The organism is Pseudoalteromonas sp. S3260, from assembly GCF_005886925.1.
GTDB classification, from domain to species: Bacteria; Pseudomonadota; Gammaproteobacteria; order Enterobacterales; family Alteromonadaceae; genus Pseudoalteromonas; species Pseudoalteromonas tetraodonis.
This window is the reverse complement of the sequence record NZ_PNCV01000015.1, coordinates 15,267-31,820: the sequence shown is the minus strand read 5'-3', so window position 1 is coordinate 31,820 and position 16,554 is coordinate 15,267. Positions and strand designations below refer to the sequence as shown.

At 39.7% G+C, this 16,554-nt stretch carries 15 protein-coding genes and 2 pseudogenes; 9 read left to right on the top strand and 8 right to left on the bottom strand.

What is annotated here, in order from left to right; all coding sequences use genetic code 11:
- Positions 1–19 precede the first annotated feature (19 nt).
- The 5 genes and pseudogenes from CWC14_RS03320 to CWC14_RS03300 form a co-directional block, all read right to left on the bottom strand.
- Positions 20–2,106: pseudogene (locus CWC14_RS03320) on the bottom strand (EAL domain-containing protein).
- Between the two features lie 182 nt (positions 2,107–2,288).
- A complete protein-coding gene (locus CWC14_RS03315) occupies positions 2,289–2,969 on the bottom strand; it encodes an SDR family oxidoreductase (RefSeq protein WP_058155772.1) in 681 nt (226 codons plus the stop codon).
- 258 nt (positions 2,970–3,227) lie between these two features.
- A complete protein-coding gene (astB, locus tag CWC14_RS03310) occupies positions 3,228–4,574 on the bottom strand; it encodes an N-succinylarginine dihydrolase (RefSeq protein WP_138561277.1) in 1,347 nt (448 codons plus the stop codon).
- 428 nt (positions 4,575–5,002) lie between these two features.
- Entirely contained in the window at positions 5,003–6,061 is a 1,059-nt protein-coding gene (locus tag CWC14_RS03305; protein ID WP_249928684.1) for an L-dopachrome tautomerase-related protein, read from the bottom strand.
- A gap of 70 nt (positions 6,062–6,131) precedes the next feature.
- Positions 6,132–6,566 (bottom strand): MarR family winged helix-turn-helix transcriptional regulator, encoded by a 435-nt coding sequence (locus CWC14_RS03300; RefSeq protein WP_024602753.1) that lies wholly within the window; start codon positions 6,564–6,566, stop codon positions 6,132–6,134.
- A 130-nt stretch (positions 6,567–6,696) separates the two neighbouring features.
- Between CWC14_RS03300 and CWC14_RS03295 the strand changes: the two genes are divergently transcribed.
- The 5 genes from CWC14_RS03295 to CWC14_RS03275 all read left to right on the top strand — a co-directional run bounded on the left by CWC14_RS03295 (position 6,697) and on the right by CWC14_RS03275 (position 10,361).
- Positions 6,697–7,125 carry an organic hydroperoxide resistance protein gene (locus tag CWC14_RS03295; RefSeq protein WP_138561273.1) on the top strand — a complete coding sequence of 143 codons (429 nt, stop codon included), beginning with the start codon at positions 6,697–6,699 and terminating at the stop codon, positions 7,123–7,125.
- Positions 7,126–7,326: 201 nt separating this feature from the next.
- Positions 7,327–7,683 carry a metalloregulator ArsR/SmtB family transcription factor gene (locus tag CWC14_RS03290; RefSeq protein WP_138561271.1) on the top strand — a complete coding sequence of 119 codons (357 nt, stop codon included), beginning with the start codon at positions 7,327–7,329 and terminating at the stop codon, positions 7,681–7,683.
- A 16-nt stretch (positions 7,684–7,699) separates the two neighbouring features.
- The gene (locus CWC14_RS03285; protein WP_138561269.1) at positions 7,700–8,713 is read left to right on the top strand and encodes an ArsJ-associated glyceraldehyde-3-phosphate dehydrogenase; all 1,014 of its coding nucleotides are present in this window, start codon (positions 7,700–7,702) and stop codon (positions 8,711–8,713) included.
- Positions 8,714–8,728: 15 nt separating this feature from the next.
- On the top strand, positions 8,729–9,949 hold the full coding sequence (gene arsJ, locus CWC14_RS03280) for an organoarsenical effux MFS transporter ArsJ (protein WP_058155776.1): 1,221 nt from the start codon (positions 8,729–8,731) through the stop codon (positions 9,947–9,949).
- A 40-nt stretch (positions 9,950–9,989) separates the two neighbouring features.
- On the top strand, positions 9,990–10,361 hold the full coding sequence (locus tag CWC14_RS03275) for a carbohydrate-binding protein (RefSeq protein ID WP_249928682.1): 372 nt from the start codon (positions 9,990–9,992) through the stop codon (positions 10,359–10,361).
- Between the two features lie 78 nt (positions 10,362–10,439).
- On the opposite strand, the gene CWC14_RS03270 is transcribed toward CWC14_RS03275, so the two are convergent.
- Entirely contained in the window at positions 10,440–10,922 is a 483-nt protein-coding gene (locus tag CWC14_RS03270) for a putative 4-hydroxy-4-methyl-2-oxoglutarate aldolase (RefSeq protein ID WP_138561267.1), read from the bottom strand.
- 349 nt (positions 10,923–11,271) lie between these two features.
- On the opposite strand from CWC14_RS03270, the gene CWC14_RS03265 reads away from it, so the two are divergent.
- Entirely contained in the window at positions 11,272–12,735 is a 1,464-nt protein-coding gene (locus tag CWC14_RS03265; RefSeq protein WP_036955146.1) for a carbon starvation CstA family protein, read from the top strand.
- 72 nt (positions 12,736–12,807) lie between these two features.
- Here the strand turns inward: CWC14_RS03265 and CWC14_RS03260 are convergent, their stop codons facing one another.
- Positions 12,808–13,326, bottom strand: coding sequence for a TetR/AcrR family transcriptional regulator (locus CWC14_RS03260; RefSeq protein ID WP_013463009.1), 519 nt, complete (start codon positions 13,324–13,326; stop codon positions 12,808–12,810).
- Positions 13,327–13,503: 177 nt separating this feature from the next.
- Between CWC14_RS03260 and CWC14_RS03255 the strand changes: the two are divergent.
- From CWC14_RS03255 to CWC14_RS03245, 3 genes and pseudogenes are all read left to right on the top strand, one after another.
- Positions 13,504–14,112, top strand: a pseudogene (locus CWC14_RS03255) (glutathione S-transferase family protein).
- Positions 14,113–14,126: 14 nt separating this feature from the next.
- Positions 14,127–14,819 (top strand): cupin domain-containing protein, encoded by a 693-nt coding sequence (locus tag CWC14_RS03250; protein WP_138561265.1) that lies wholly within the window; start codon positions 14,127–14,129, stop codon positions 14,817–14,819.
- A gap of 120 nt (positions 14,820–14,939) precedes the next feature.
- On the top strand, positions 14,940–15,341 hold the full coding sequence (locus CWC14_RS03245) for a SpoIIAA family protein (RefSeq protein WP_138561263.1): 402 nt from the start codon (positions 14,940–14,942) through the stop codon (positions 15,339–15,341).
- Between the two features lie 196 nt (positions 15,342–15,537).
- On the opposite strand, the gene CWC14_RS03240 is transcribed toward CWC14_RS03245, so the two are convergent.
- Entirely contained in the window at positions 15,538–16,482 is a 945-nt protein-coding gene (locus CWC14_RS03240; RefSeq protein ID WP_138561261.1) for a carbohydrate kinase family protein, read from the bottom strand.
- Between the last annotated feature and the right edge of the window lie 72 nt (positions 16,483–16,554).

Below are 16,554 nucleotides of genomic sequence, written 5' to 3'. Positions count from 1 at the left end.
CTTTTTAACTAAAGTGCTTTTAAGTCGCTTTGCAGTAATGTAATGAAAAATTAAGTAACTTGGCACCAGATAAGGGCTTACTTAAATAAAACCCCTGAGCAATATCGCAGTTTAGCTCGTTGAGTAAATCTAGCTGCTCTTTGGTTTCTACTCCCTCTGCAACCACTTTTATTTCTAGGCTGTGTGACATAGCTATGGCCGCTTTCACTAAATTACAGTCTGCCTTGTTATCTGTTATCCCTGCAATAAAGCTACGGTCAATTTTTAGCACATCAAAAGGGTATTCTCGTAAGTAACTTAATGATGAATAGCCTGTGCCAAAGTCGTCCATTGACAGTTTTATGCCCAGCTCATCAATTTGCACTAAGGCATCATGAATTGAGGCTTGGCTATTCATTAGTACCCCTTCGGTAATTTCCAGCTCTAAGCATTCATTATTAATGCTATTTTTATGTAGAGTGTGTTTAATTATATTGACCAGTTCAGGGTCTCTGAATTGGCGCGGTGATAAATTAATCGCCATGGTATAGTTTTGCTTGTTAATTGATTGCCATTCATTTAAAAAGCGTAAGGCTTGTTGAAGAACAAATAAACCAATAGGCGTAATTAAGCCGGTTTGCTCTGCAATTGGGATAAACTCATCTGGGGTTATTTCCCCTAACACTATATTATGCCAACGAAGCAAGGCTTCAGCGCCAACGATGGTGTTTGTTTTTACATCTATTTGTGGTTGGTAATAAAGCTCAAATTCATTACGCTCCAGTGCACCATGCATTTGCTCTTCTATTTCAAAGCGGCGGCGCATGGCGACGTTCATTTGTGGGGTGAAAAAAGAGGACGTGTTTCGCCCCATCGCTTTTGCTTGGTACATAGCGGTGTCGGCATTTCGTAACAACACAGAGGCGCAGGTGCCATCCTTAGGGGAAATAGCAATCCCAATACTTAATGTTAGTATTAAGTCTCTACCTACAAGTTTAAAGGGTTTCCTAAATGCTTGAAGTAACCGCTCAGCAATCGCTAAAGCATCATTCTCATCATTTAAATTGGATATTAAAACAATAAACTCATCGCCGCCCAATCGGCCTATTGTGTCACTTTTTTTAAGTGTTTGCTGTAATCTTGCTGCTGCCGCAATTAATAGTTCATCACCGACTTCATGGCCTAAAGAGTCATTCACTTTTTTAAAGTCATCAAGATCTAAAAAGAACACCGCGGCTTTTTCGTGGCTCTTTTGTACTTCCAGTAATATTTGTGATAAGCGGTCTAGAGATAAAAAGCGATTAGGTAAATCGGTTAAGCTATCAAAGAGAGCCTGATGGCGAATTAGTTCAGCGGAGCGGTGTGGTTCGCTAATATCACGGATAATCACCATGATTTGGTTTTTTTTGGGCAGTAGGCGCAATCTCGCCTCATAATAAATTACGCCTTCAGGCATGCTCAATTCATATTCAAAACTGACCATACTGTTTTGAGCTATTGTTTTTTCTATATGAACCTGAAACTTTTGCGCTACTTTTTCAGGTAATATATCCACCATTTTTTACCAATAAACTGGTTAGGTGAAATATATAAATCGTTTTCATTATTTGCATGGTAGTCAGTAATAGTGCCATTTTGCTCTAATACAAAAAATAAATCAGGAATTGCCTCAAATAAAGTTTTGAGCATGGTGGCATTAAATACGGCTTCTGCTTGTGCTTTGTGCACCTCAGACAGATCAATATCAATACAGTACATTTGTTTGGTATTGTACTGATTGGTAAACATAACATGGCTTGAAAATACGGCTACATCATTGCCATTTTTATGGCTGAGTATGAGTTCTGATGCGGGAATTTCAATATCATACTTAATCCAATTACTATGCGCTTTAATAACGGGCTCTCGCATTGGCGCGGGTATAATTAAATCTTCGAGTTTTTTGCCAATGGCTTCTTGGTGTGTATACCCATAAAGTAATTCGCTGCCTTTATTCCAATAAATAACACGTCGTTGCTCATCGTAACCTTGTACTGAAATAGAATCGACAGCATCAAAAAGTTGATGCAACGGGTCATTAGTAACATATTGATGAGCTGGCATATTATTAGTTTTATTGGGAGCCATTAAATGGGTTCCAGTTATTGAATTACTTTCTTTATATAATAGACATAAAGTTGTGATTTAGCATGGTAAGCGGCGTTTCAATGAGTGACTTTTTATTGATTGAATAGATAGTGATTTGAATAAAGCACAGGTAAGCACTTTTATAGTAAAGGCCAATAAACATTGGCCTTTATATTTTATTATTAGTTGGTGGGCATTAAATAGATTTCGCGTACGCTATTACGCTGATTAGCTTCAATGGCAAACAAAACGGCATCGGCCACGTCTTGAGGGTCGAGCTTATCTGGTTTTGCTTCATCAAAAAATGGTGTATTCACCATGCCTGGGGCTATGGTTGTACATCGGCCATGCCAAGGTTTCATTTCTTCTGCAAGGTTTTGACCAAAGCCATGAGCAAACCATTTAGTGGCACCATAAATAGAGCCATCAATGGGTCTTCGTCCTGCTGCAGAGCTGGTTAAAATAAAATGTCCTTGGTTTTCACGTAAATGAGGCAAAGTGAGTTTAGCAGTCCAAAGCAATGCTTTAATATTAAGGTCAACCATGGCTGACCACTCTTGAGGATCGCCATTCTCTGTACCAGGTGATGACACACCCATGCCGGCGTTAGCGAATGCTACGTCTAATCGGCCAAATTTTTCAACGCCTTTACTCACTACATTCTCAAGTTCATTAAATGCAGTGGCATCGGCTGAAACGCTAAATGCATTTTCATGGCCTAACTCGTCAACTAGTTTATTGAGTTTATCTTCGCTGCGCGCGGTTAAGATCACTTTGTGGCCATTATTAACTAATGTTTTAGCGGTTGCCTCGCCAATGCCGCTCGATGCGCCGGTAATTAAAATTACTTTCTGTGTTGCCATGGTTTGTCTCCTTTTTTGGAATTCTGCCAAGCTTGAGTGTATAGACTCAATTAAATGAGTTAGTTAGGGTTAATTAAGTGACAGTAATGTCGTTTAAGCATGCTATCAGGAGTAATTCATTACCCTAATAGATAGAATCATATTTTTTTGAATAGTTAAGCTATAAGTATAATTATATAAACTTAACCTTAATTGAATTTAGAGAGATTAGCGATAAGGGTTTGAACGTATGTTTCAAACCCTAGTAGCCGAAAGCAATTAAGCTTCTAGTTGAAATGGGTATACCGATCCTAGGCTAAGTAACTGGGTTAACTCATCAAGCGCTTGATAACTTTCGGTAAGTAAAGCAGGGTCTGCAAAGTCGTTGGCACCGAGTTTATCGCGGTAATGGCGCGTAGCCCAATCACATAATTGGGTGTACTTTTGCTCATCTAAAATAACCTCAGGATTTACCGCTGCTAATTCTTGGCTATTAAGCGCCACGCGTAAACGCAAACAAGCAGGCCCGCCGCCATTTTGCATACTTTGGCGCAAATCAAAAAATTGCACTTGATTTATGGGGTTATCGTCAATAATCATTTCTTCAATATACGCTTTTACAGCAGGATTACGCTGGCATTCTTGTGGGGCAACGAGCAACATTTTATCGTCACTAAGGCTAACCAGTTGGCTATTAAATAAATAGCTACTAACGGCATCTTGAATACTCACTTTGCTGGTTGGTACTTCAATAATATAAAGCTGTTTGTTACCTACATAAGCTTCGCGGATATCGTCTAATGCTTGCGTTTGATTTAAAAACGCCTGCTGATGGCATAATAAAACATTGGCGTTACCCACCGCAATTACATCATTATGGAACACCCCTTGGTCAATTACATCAGGGTTTTGTTGTAATAGTATTTGGCTGGTATCTTTTATATTGTGCAATCGACAAATGGCTTCCGATGCTTCCAAAGTTTGCCTTGCAGGGAACTTAACGGGTTTAACAAGCTGACTGTTAAAGGCACTTGCACCAAATACAAATAATTCTAGCCCGGTTTCACCATGGCTGTCGCACAGCCGAGTATGGTTTGCTGCGCCTTCATCACCAAAAAAACCTTGCTCAGGCAAATGTGAATGGTGTGCAAAGTATTGTTCGTTATTAAACATCGCTTTGAGCAAACGTGTAGTGGTGTTTGGCTCTAAAGAGCGATGAAATTTATTATTTAGATTAGCCGCAGTGAAGTGTACTTTGCCGTCGTTAGTATCAGGTGAAGGCGATACGGTGGCTGCATTAGCGGTCCACATGGCTGAGGCAGAGTAACAAGCGCGCAATAAAATAGGATCGGCTTTAAAGGCTTTATTAATGACTTGTGCATCGTTGCCAGTAAACCCTAAACGCCGCAATACATTTAAATCTGGGCGAGCATGAGGCGCAAATACCCCTTGGGTTAAGCCTTTATCGTGCATGGCTTTCATTTTAGCCAAGCCCTGCAATGCTGCTTCTTGCGGATTTGAAAAGCTCGCCGCGTTGTTTAACGAGGCAACATTTCCATACGACAAACCTGCGTAGTTGTGAGTAGGGCCGACTAAGCCGTCAAAATTAACTTCTAAAGCATGCATACACGTTCCACTAACCAATTAAATAGTCTTTTACAATACAACGCTATGACTTAGCTTGCAAAGTCTGTTCAAAAATAGTTTTAACGCGAGTAGATACGCTCTTTTTCACTGGTGGTATGCGTATTTGTTGGCTCATTAACTTGCCACACTGTGATATCTAAGCGCCATAAAAAATAAAGAGTGTTGTATAAATTAGACATAATTTTTTTCCTTGGTGTAACTAATGACAATTAAATATAAGGAAGAAGTATGCCAATTGTTTATTGAATATTTTATGAATATAAATCAGATATTTACTATTATTTCTTTAATACCTAGTTTGGCTGAGGCACCAAATTGGGGGAGTAATTATAAAATATGCACTTTTTTGGTGTGATGTTATAAAGCCCTGCATTACATGACAGGGCTAGGGTAATTGCGTTAGGTTATTAACGACCTACTTTACCTTTTACAAGGGGCGTAAACGACATCACTTTAAACTTATTAGGGTTTTGAGTTTTATCATTGCTTAACACCGGCGAGTTGTGCAAATCGTTTACTGTAAAATATATTTTATGATCTGCACCATAACTAAAGCCATCTGGCCAGCTTAGGCGATCATCTTTAAATAACACTTCATAGTCGCCATTTGGTTTTACGACGCCAATTGCACCATTGATTATATCGGTCACATAGACGTTACCGCCCCCATCCACCGTAATGCCGTCGGAAATGGGTTTAGTGCCGTAGCGCATTACTTTGGCTTCTAGCGCTTTTGCTGAAAGCTGCTCGTTGTTAATTGCGCTGGTGGCAATACGATAAACCGAAGTCCCCGACATTGACCCAAAGTAAAGCCAGTCTTCGTTAGGATCAAGCGTAATTGGGTTAACACGTTGTCCGCCCAGGCGCATTGTTCGGCCATTAATAACCATATCAATATTTTCGGCGGTGGTGTATTGGCTATCTTGTAATACTCTTCGCGCTTCACCGGTTTTTAGGTTTACTATAATAATTGCAGCCTGAGTGCCTTGTGCTGTATCGGCAATGTAAATAACGCCGTGTTTATTATCGATAACTAAATCGTTTAAAAACGAGGTATCGGTAATTGTTGGTTTGGCTAGGTAAATAATTTTATGCAGTTGCTCTTGGTTGGTATCCCAACCAACTAATCTCCCCGCATGATCTGGCCCTGAGGTATCAAGCATCCATAGTATGCCGTCGCTTAATACATTAACACCGAGTACCCCGTAAAAGCCCTTACCTTTGTTGTATGCGTAAGCCCATTGCTCATTAGGGTAGGGTTTAGTGGTGCCATCACTTAATAGCTCCATGATTTTTTGATTTTGCCCATAAAAACCATGTATAGATAAGAACTTACGGCCAGATGGCGTAATGGCTATGTTGCCAGGAGGGTGTTGTGCATCAAATGTCGCAACAGTGGTTAATTCACTATTATTGGCAAGTGCTCCATTACTTACCAGTAATGTAATGCTGTAAGTAATAGCAATAAGTCGTTTTTTAAATGAGTCATTAATTAACGCCTTGTTTGTTAAGTTATAGCTGGGTAAAGCTGGGTTTTTAGTCGGTCAGATCATTGACCACTAAGTCGAGTAACTGCATTAATTGTTGTGCTTGGGTTGTGTCGATACTGTCAAATTTGCAAAAAATCCTTTTTGGGATGTCGGCAGCTTCAAGTTTTAAAGAGTGACCCGTGTGAGTCAGTTGCACCAAACGCTTACGCTTATCGTGTTCGTCTTTTATAACGTTAAGTAATGACTTGTCGGTCATTTTTTTTAATATTTGAGTAAGCGCGCCACCATCAATTGCGGTTTTATCTATTAGCTCAGCGATGGTTACTTCATCTTGTTCCCACAGCGCCATCATAACAACATACTGAGGATAGGTAAGGTTAAGCTCAGCTAGAGGTTCTCGATAGGCACGGGCTATGCTGTTAGACGCCATATATAAACGATGGCATAACTGATTTTTTAATTTTAACTGTTCAAACGACATCGTTTTATCCTTCATTTCAATACAGAGTATTTTAGTTTGTATGCAAAGTATTTGCAATCAGAATTTAGTTGTTCTATTATTTTGCACACAAAGTAAGTAATGTGAAAATTTTAAATCTTAGGAGTTCACTATGAATGTATTACAAAATGTAGCTTATACAGCAAAAGCTAGGGCAACAGGCGGACGTGAAGGCGTTGCTAAATCAGATGATAGTCGTTTAGATGTTAACTTATCAACGCCTAAAGGGTTAGGTGGTGACGATGGGCAAGGCACTAATCCAGAGCAATTATTTGCAGCAGGTTATGCAGCGTGTTTTATTGGCGCACTTAAATTTGTAGCCGGTAGCGAAAAAGTTGCTTTACCAAGCGATACTTACATTAACTCTGAAGTGTCTATTGGTGCTATTGAAGGCGGTTTTGGTATTGCTGTAAAGCTTGCTGTATCACTAGGTGATATGGATAAAGCAGCTGCGCAAGAGCTTGTAAATAAAGCACATCAAGTATGCCCATACTCAAACGCAACACGCGGTAATATTGAGGTAGAACTTTCAGTTATTTAATTTACCTCTTTATATTGTTTATAAAAACACGCCATGAGTGATCATCGCGTGTTTTTTATTGGGCACACCTCTAAAAGCCAAACTTGAGTTGACGCGGAAAATAGATAACTTTACCTGAATATATGAAATTTCACATATTCACTATTCCATATGTCTTTCTTTTCATATATTGTTGTTGTATGCAAAACAAGACTACACTGTATGAATCAACTAAATCCTCTGCATTTTTTTAAATGTATCGCTGACGACACCCGCTTAAAGACAATACTGCTTATTGCGCATGAAGATGAGTTATGTGTATGTGAATTAGTGGAGGCACTTGATGTAAGCCAGCCTAAAATTTCACGGCATTTAGCTGTATTACGTCAATGCGGTTTGCTTGCTGATCGTAAGCAAAATCAATGGGTGTTCTATAGCTTAAATAAATCACTACCTGATTGGGCGAAAGATGTAATTACAAAAACATTACATGCCACCCCTACATTTTATGAGCATCAATTACAGCGTTTAAATGTGATGGGCAAGCGTCCTGAGCGAATTTTAAAATGCTGTGACTAACTAAAGGAATTTTATAATGACGATTAAAGTAGGCATAAATGGTTTTGGACGAATCGGACGTTTAACCTTACGAGCGGCAATTGATTGGCCTGAGGTTGAATTTGTACATGTTAATGATGTGGCTGCTGATGCGAAAACACATGCCCATTTATTAGAATTTGACTCGGTTCACGGGCGCCTAAAATATGAGGTGCAAGCCGATGATAATAGTTTTTCTGTAGCAAAGCATACGGTTAAAGTAACGAATAATAAATCGATTGCAGAGACTGACTGGTCACAATGTGATGTGGTGATTGAAGCCAGCGGTAAAATGAAAACAACAGAATTACTCAACGCTTATTTAGCGCAAGGTGTAAAGCGTGTGGTTGTTACTGCCCCAGTTAAAGAAAAAAGTGTTTTAAATGTGGTAATAGGGGTGAACGATCATCTTTATAATCCGCAGTTACATAAAATTGTTACCGCGGCTTCATGCACAACAAATTGTTTAGCGCCTGTGGTAAAAGTATTGCAAGAAAAAGTAGGGATTAAGCATGGATCCATAACAACGATTCATGACATTACCAACACCCAAACAATTATAGATGCGCCTCATAAAGACTTACGTCGAGCTCGCTCATGTGGTACCAGTTTAATTCCCACCACAACAGGCAGTGCTACGGCTATTACGCAGATATTCCCTGAGCTAAAAGGAAAATTAAACGGCCATGCAGTTCGAGTCCCCCTAACGAATGCATCAATTACTGATTGCGTGTTTGAACTAGAGCGTGGTGTAACCGAACAAGAAGTGAATGGATGGTTTAAGCAAGCGGCTAATAACGAGCTAAAAGGCATTTTAGGCTATGAAGAAAAGCCATTGGTATCTATTGATTACAAAACAGACCCTCGTAGCACAATTATAGATGCGCTTTCGACAATGGTTATAAACCACACTCAACTTAAACTCTATGCTTGGTATGATAATGAATGGGGTTATGCCAACCGGACTGCTGAGCTGATGCTCAAAGTAGGACAAAGTGATTTAGTAAACTAGTTCAGGGTATTGAAGATGTTTTCGCAAATCGCCAATTTACCATCGGCTTTAAAACAGTATGGCATTATTACGGGTAATTACTGGGCTTTTACACTAACAGATGGCGCACTTCGCATGCTGGTGGTGCTGTATTTTCATCAGTTAGGGTATGGCGCGCTCGCGATTGCCATGCTGTTTGTGTTTTATGAGTTATTTGGGGTTATTACTAACTTAATTGGCGGTTGGTTAGGTGCGCATTTAGGTTTAAATAAAACCATGAACATAGGATTAGGGCTGCAAGTTGTGGCCTTAGCTATGTTGTGTGCACCAAGCGATTGGTTATCGGTAAGTTATGTAATGTTAGCGCAAGCCTTAAGTGGGGTTGCCAAAGATCTCAATAAAATGAGCGCTAAAAGTGCGATTAAATATTTAGTTCCCGAAGGTGACAATCAGCAAAGCCAATTATACAAATGGATTGCTATATTAACGGGCTCTAAAAATGCATTAAAAGGAGTTGGCTTCTTTTTAGGGGGGCTATTACTTACTTTACTAGGATTTGTTGGAGCGTTAGTTGCTTTAATTATGCTTTTAACTATCGCTTGGATCATTAGCTTAGTGTATTTAGAGGGTGATATAGGCAAAGCTAAAAATAAACCAAAATTTAAAGCGTTATTTTCTAAGTCTAGGGCAATTAATTTACTCAGTGCCGCTCGGTTTTGTTTATTTGCTGCTCGTGATGTATGGTTTGTTGTTGCACTGCCTGTTTATTTAGCCTCGCAATTTAATTGGCCACACTGGTGGGTTAGTGGTTTTATGGCACTATGGGTGATTGCTTATGGGGTAGTGCAATCTCAAGCACCAAAAATTACGGGTAAGTCACTTGTCAGTAATGATGCGATAAAGAAAGCGTTTTACTGGGGGGGAGTATTGGCGTGTGTCACCTTGTTATTAGCTTGTTTGATGCAGTTGAATATAGCTGTAAACACTACGCTAATTGTTGGGTTATTTATTTTTGGTGCTGCATTTGCTATTAACTCATCATTACACAGTTATTTGATTGTCAGCCTTGCTAAAAGTGATGGTGTTTCTTTGGATGTAGGTTTTTATTACATGGCTAACGCTGCAGGAAGACTGGTCGGGACAGTACTTTCTGGTTTTATGTATAAAGTATATGGGCTGCAGGCCTGTTTGTGGGTAAGCGCTAGCTTACTTTTGCTCGTTTGTTTAATCACTCAGCGGTTAACTAAACAAAGTTAGCCGAACACTAAATACTAAAATAAGTCACAAAAACTTCACAGTGTCTGTTGCAGTCAGTGATGGCGAATTAACTACAACACAAAGCTTTAGCGTAACAGTGACAAATGGTGATACTATCACTCCACCAACAGGAGATTGGGATGCGAGCGTTGCATACGTTGGTGGCGATGTCGTCACTTATAATGGCGTTGAATATAAAGCAAAATGGTGGACTCAAGGTGAGCGTCCTGATTTAGGTGGTGCGTGGGAGGCAACAACACAGCCTACAGATGATACAGGTGCTGCAATTTGGCAGTCATCGGCTATTTATAACAGCGGTGATGAAGTCTCTTATCAGGGCAACAAGTACCAAGCTAAGTGGTGGACTCAAGGGAACGAGCCTGGTTCAACCGATGTATGGTTAGCACTTTAATGTAAAACTTTATTGTTTGATTTTAAAAAAAGCAGCTCTCGAGCTGCTTTTTTTATCGCGAACAGCCACTTTGATTGTTCATAACAAGGCTTTATTACTAATAATTAATCCATTGACATCAGCATATACCCAATCACCGGTATTAATTGTGGTGTTTAACATATTAACCGGGTGATCTTTGGCACCTAAACCGCGCTTAGTGGTGCAGCGCGGCGTAGCGCCTAGTGCCATCACGGGTAAATCAAGCGTGGCAAGAATTTCAATATCGCGGCAGCAACCATTAATAATAATGCCTTGCCAGCCATTTTTTAGGGCTCGCTCTGCAATCATATCGCCAATGAAGGCAAAACGCTTACTAGCAAAGCCATCCACAACCAACACTTTGCCTTCACCATTTTCATGTAATATGTTGCCAGCAAACGAGTTATCGTCTGGGCAGGTGACAGTCACTACTTGACCATAAAAGAGAGTTTTATTACCAAAGTGTTGCAAGCCACTGTCAGCGACTTGCACATGGTCGCGATGTTCATCGTATAAATCGGGCGTAGTAAACTGTGTCATTGAGGGCATCCTTGTTTTTTATAAAGCCACGTAGGCCAACGGCAGTACATTAAAAGTAGTAATAATGTTTATCGTAGGCTAATTAATCATTCAGGTGTAGCTATTGTTGTAAATTGGCGTATAGATTTTAGTCGCAATATAAGCACTTTTAACGTTTTTTAACGCTTTTTTATAAGTAACTTATGCTGTTACTTAGTTTTATTTTTTTAAATAAATTTGATTTTGCCAGAGCATTAGCCAAACGTCTCATTGTTGCGTGCTTTTTCATATGCTACGTTCAATTGTTATTTTAAAATTTGGGCTGCAATACTTGGCCCTATACACACATACAAAAAGAGAAGCGTGCTTTATGATCATCTTTTTTATTTGCCTAACTATTTTAATATTAGGCTATAAGTTTTATAGCCCGTTTGTTGAAAAGCAAGCGGGCATGGATTCAACGGTCGACACACCACAAAAACGCTTTAGCGAAGGTGTTGATTACGTTGCAATTCACCCTGTTCGTGCATTTTTGATTCAATTTTTAAATATAGCAGGCGTAGGCCCCATATTTGGCCCAATATTGGGTGCATTATATGGTCCGGTTGCGCTTGTATGGATTGTGCTTGGTAATGTTTTGGGTGGCGCTGTACACGACTTCTTCTCAGGAGTAATGAGTATAAAAGAAGACGGGAAAAGCTTACCGGAAATAGCAGGGCACTACTACAACGTTGTATTTAAAGGCTTTATGCTTATTTTTACTGCGATGCTACTATTTTTTGTTGGTGTTGTATTTATTATGAGCCCGGCAGGATTATTAAGTAACCTTGATATATTTAAGGATACAATATTTGCAAATAATACCTTTTGGGTTTTGGCTATTTTAGCTTACTACTTTTTAGCCACGTTATTACCCATTGATAAAATCATCACTAAGTTTTACCCTATTTTTGGTTTGTTAATGATTGTGATGACAGTAGCTATTGCGGTATCACTGCTAATAAACGCACCGCATTTACCAGTAGCGGGCGACTTTTTAGCATACTTTGAGGCCGATCACGCTCATGACTTCTTAGCACCAAATCCTGATGGACTGCCCACTTGGCCGCTGCTATTTATAACCATTACCTGTGGTGCTATTAGTGGTTTTCACTCAACGCAAGCACCTATTATTGCCCGTTGTTTAACCAACGAAAAATACGTACGCCCAGTTTATTATGGTGCGATGATGTGTGAAGGCATTGTAGGTTGTGTATGGGCATTAGCTGGTATTGCTGCCTTCCCTGAAGGCTATGCGGGTTTAAAAGCTATGCTTGATTTAGGCGGTCCAGGTTTGGTGGTTAACCATATTGCAAACAGCTACTTAGGTGTATTTGGCGGTATTATGGCAATTATTGCTGTTGCTGTTTTCCCTATTACCTCAGGCGATACGGCGTTTCGTTCACTGCGCTTAACCGTGGTTGATGCGTTTAGTATTCCGCAAAGTTTACGTAATCGTTTATTGCTAGCAATCCCTATTTTAACCATTGCTTACTTTATGACTAAGCTCGATTTCTCTGTGATTTGGCGCTACTTCGCATTCTCAAATATGCTGCTTTCAACCAGTGTGTTGTGGCTTGCGACCAAGTACTTATTTGACCGTGGTACATTCCACTGGATCACTAGTATACCAGCAGTAATCGCTACAGCAGTGACCTTGTCATACATAATGACTGCGGCAATAGGGTTAAACTTATCAAGTGATTTAGGTAAACCGATTGGTGCAGTGGTGGCTGTTATAGGGTTTATTGTATTAGCTGTTGTGCATTCAAAGCATAAAGTGCGTACGGCTTAATAAATCGTAATCTCAAAAATGTAAAAGCGAGCCTTATAAAGGCTCGCTTTTTTTATACTTGATCGCCAATCGCTAAAAAGTGGCTTGTTCGAAGTAGCTGATATCATCTAGGGTTTTACTAATCATCATCGCCCCCTCTAATAAGCTCACTGTTTGTATTGCCGCGCGAGCAGGGTTTTTTTCACCATTCGCAGCGTGTGCTTGGGTTAACCAGGCTAAATTTTTATTAAAAAACCGCTGAACTTCAACCCGCACTTTATCAGGTAGGCTGTCGCTTTCTGCGCCGAGCAAGCCACATAAACACATTTTTTTATCAATCACGAGTGCATTTCTAAATAACTGAGTGTAAATATCAATAGGGTTTTTACCGTTTGCTTTGTGTGCCTCTGGTTCACCAAGTACAGCGATAAAGGCATCGGTATATTGATGCGCAAGCTCTGCACCTAAATCAGCTTTAGTTGGAAAGTGATAATGCACACTGGCACTTTTAATACCAATTTCATTGGCCAACTCTCTAAAGCTAAAATTGCTATAGCCACCAAGTCTAACTTTGTTTTCTGCTGCTTTTAACAGGGCTGCTTTTTTTGTCATTTTAAACTTCCTTCATATCGCTGCAAAAAATTATCAACCAGTAGGTAGTTATTTTCAAGCTCTTTTATTTTTAGTTTGCAAAGGTCGAGATCTTAATATAAATTACCTACCAGTAGGTAGGTGTTTATTCTTGCCAGTATTAGCTCAAACTGTGATTAAAAATATAAAGAGATAATTATGAAAATTTATGATGTAGAAAACTTTCCTAATCCATTACGTGTACGTATTGCGCTTGCTGAAAAAAAGGCGACTGATAAAGTAGAGTTTGTTGCTGTCGATTTATAAATGGTGAGCACCGTACTGAGGCTTTTTTAGCTAAAAACCCCTTAGCAGGCGTACCTGTTTTAGAGCTAGATGATGGAACGTTCATCGCAGAATGCACCGCGATTACTGAATATATTGATACCGCTTTTGCTGGCCCTTCATTAACAGGTTTTGAGGCAAAAGAACGCGCGGTGATTAATATGATGCAAAAGCGTGCGGAGTCAATGGTACTTGATGCTGTAGCCACTTACTTTCATCATGCTTAGGCCCAGCGCTTGAAACCTATCAAAATGTTGCTTGGGGAGAAAAGCAAGGTGAAAAAGCGCGCCAAGGCTTTGTTTATTTTAATAGCGTATTAGCTAACTCTGCTTATGTTGCTGGTGAGAATTCAGTGTTGCAGATATTACTTTGTACGCCGGTCTGGTGTTTGCAGGCTTTGCAAAAATAGCTATTCCTAGTGAGTTATCACATTTAATAGCATGGCAAGAAAAGGTCGCTCAGCGTCCAAGTATTGCTGTTTAGATATGGAGTCAAATATGAAAATTGCAGCTGATTTTAGCGAACGTGTTGTTGTACATAGCGAATCGTTAGAATGGATAGCCTCACCGATGGCGGGTGTTGATAGGCGTCCACTTGATAGAGTGGGCAATGAGGTTGCACGCGCAACCAGCATTGTACGTTATGCGCCAAACAGCCATTTTTCTGCCCATACACATACCGGCGGTGAAGAATTTATTGTGCTTGAAGGTGTTTTTCAAGATGAACATGGTGATTTCCCCAAGGGCTCTTATATTCGCAATCCGCCTGAGTCAAAACATACACCAAGCTCTGAAAACGGGTGCGTTATATTTGTGAAATTATGGCAGTTTCAGCCAGAGGATAGAGAGCATGTTCGCTTGCAAACTAATACCATGTGCAGTGTTCCTCACCCTGAGTTTAGTAATGTAAATGTAGTTTCTCTTTATGAAGATGCCTTTGAAGAGGTGAGTATTTTTGCATTTGCACCTAACAGTGAAATATCGTTAAACGCCTTAGGTGGGGGCGAGCTTTTAGTTCTTGAAGGCTCGCTTGAAGAGCAGGGCGATACATTAGTAAAGCAGAGCTGGTTAAGAGTGCCGCCTAACAGCGAAATTAAAGCAACAGCAGGCAGTGAAGGAGCCAGAGTGTGGCTTAAAATCGGTCATTTAACAGATGTTGAAAATCAAATAGCACGGCTTAAAAATGCATAATTAAGCATTTAATTAAAATGGGCACAATAAAAGTGATGTGCCTGTTTTTTGATCTACTTCACTATTGGTTAATAAGCTATCACCTATACTTGATGCTCATATTATTGTGGAGTTCGGGTTATGGTAAATTTAACACACGGCTTATCTATTGGTATTGAGCGCTCTGGTTGCGAGTTTTTTTTAACCTTAAAAGCTATAGGTACACTCACTCACAAAGATTATGAGGTGATCACGCCGATGATTGACTCTGCGCTTGGCGAAGTTAAACATCCTATTGTTAATGTACTCATAGATGGTACTGAGCTTGATGGCTGGGAACTTAGAGCTGCATGGGATGATTTAAAACTTAGCTTAAAGCATAACAAAGAATTTAAAAAAATAGCCATATACGGCAACAAAGACTGGCAATCAACCATCGCTAAATTAGGCAGTTGGTTTGTATCAGGTGAAATTGAATATTTTGAGAACGCCACTGCGGCTTTAGAATGGTTAAAAAGTAATGATGAAGAAGCGGATGCTTAAATAAAGGCCATAATCGGCCTTTATTTTTAAAGTATTTATACCAATTCGCTTAATTAAGTGATCTATTTTGAGGCTGGAAAAACGTATTGATAGCTAGGCAAAAATTTGCTATTTAGTTGTTCTAAATGAGAATTTTTTAACGCAGATAGCGACACGTTTAGCCTCGTAAATGATTAAGTATTATTGCGGATTGGTGTTATACCTCTTGAAGTGTAGGTAATGCGGGAAATGCCCCCTTGGCTAAGCAGGCTTTAGAGCCACAGCGCAAACCAAAACTTAAAGCGTGTTTTACTAGATGCTCATTATTAATTTTTTCGATAAGCGAGCTATTTTCATCGGTGTGATTTAAATAATATAACACGCCTGCAATAAACGCATCACCGGCACTGGTAGTATCCACAGCATTAATGATTGGCGCCGATTTGTTTAATATAAACGCCTTGTGGTAAACCGTTGCCGGTGCAGAGCCATCGGTTAAAAATACCAATTTAACACCTGTATCTAAAATAGATTGTAAGTAATCATCAGGTGCTTGCTGTGTTTGCTCAGCTAAAAAGTTCAGCTCATCACGCGATAGCTTAACAATGTCGCAATAGGCATAACACGCGTGTACATTGTGTTCAATGTCATTGCTATTTTGCCACAAGCTATAGCGTAAATTTACATCAAAGCTAACGAGTTTATGGTTGTTTTTAGCCAGCTTTAAAGCACACACGGTGGTGTTTGCAATGGCTGGATTGGTTAACGTGTTGGAACAAAAGTGTAGGGTACTCAATTCATCCCATTTAATATGGCTTAAGTGATCACTCGTTAACAGTAAATCAGCCGTATTGTGGCGATAAAAATTAAAGCTGCGTTCACCGGTTTCATCTAAACTCACAATAACCACGGCCGTTTGAGAGTCTTTAATCGTAAATAAGTACTCTGTACTTACTTTATATTGCTCAAGCGATTTACTTAATTGTTTAGCAAAGTAGTCATCACCCATACCGCCACAAAAAGCAGCCTTGCCGCCTAACTTTGCATAACCTACCGCTACATTGGCAGGGGCACCTCCTGCAATGGGCAAATAAGCACTGTTTTGAGAATCTTGTGGCAGCATATCAATAAGTAGCTCGCCGAGGCTAAGTAATTTGGTCATAGTGTAAATCCTAAAAAACCCAGCAGAGCTAGGTCAAAATTCAAGGGAGAATTATTAAAACTAATTAAAGTT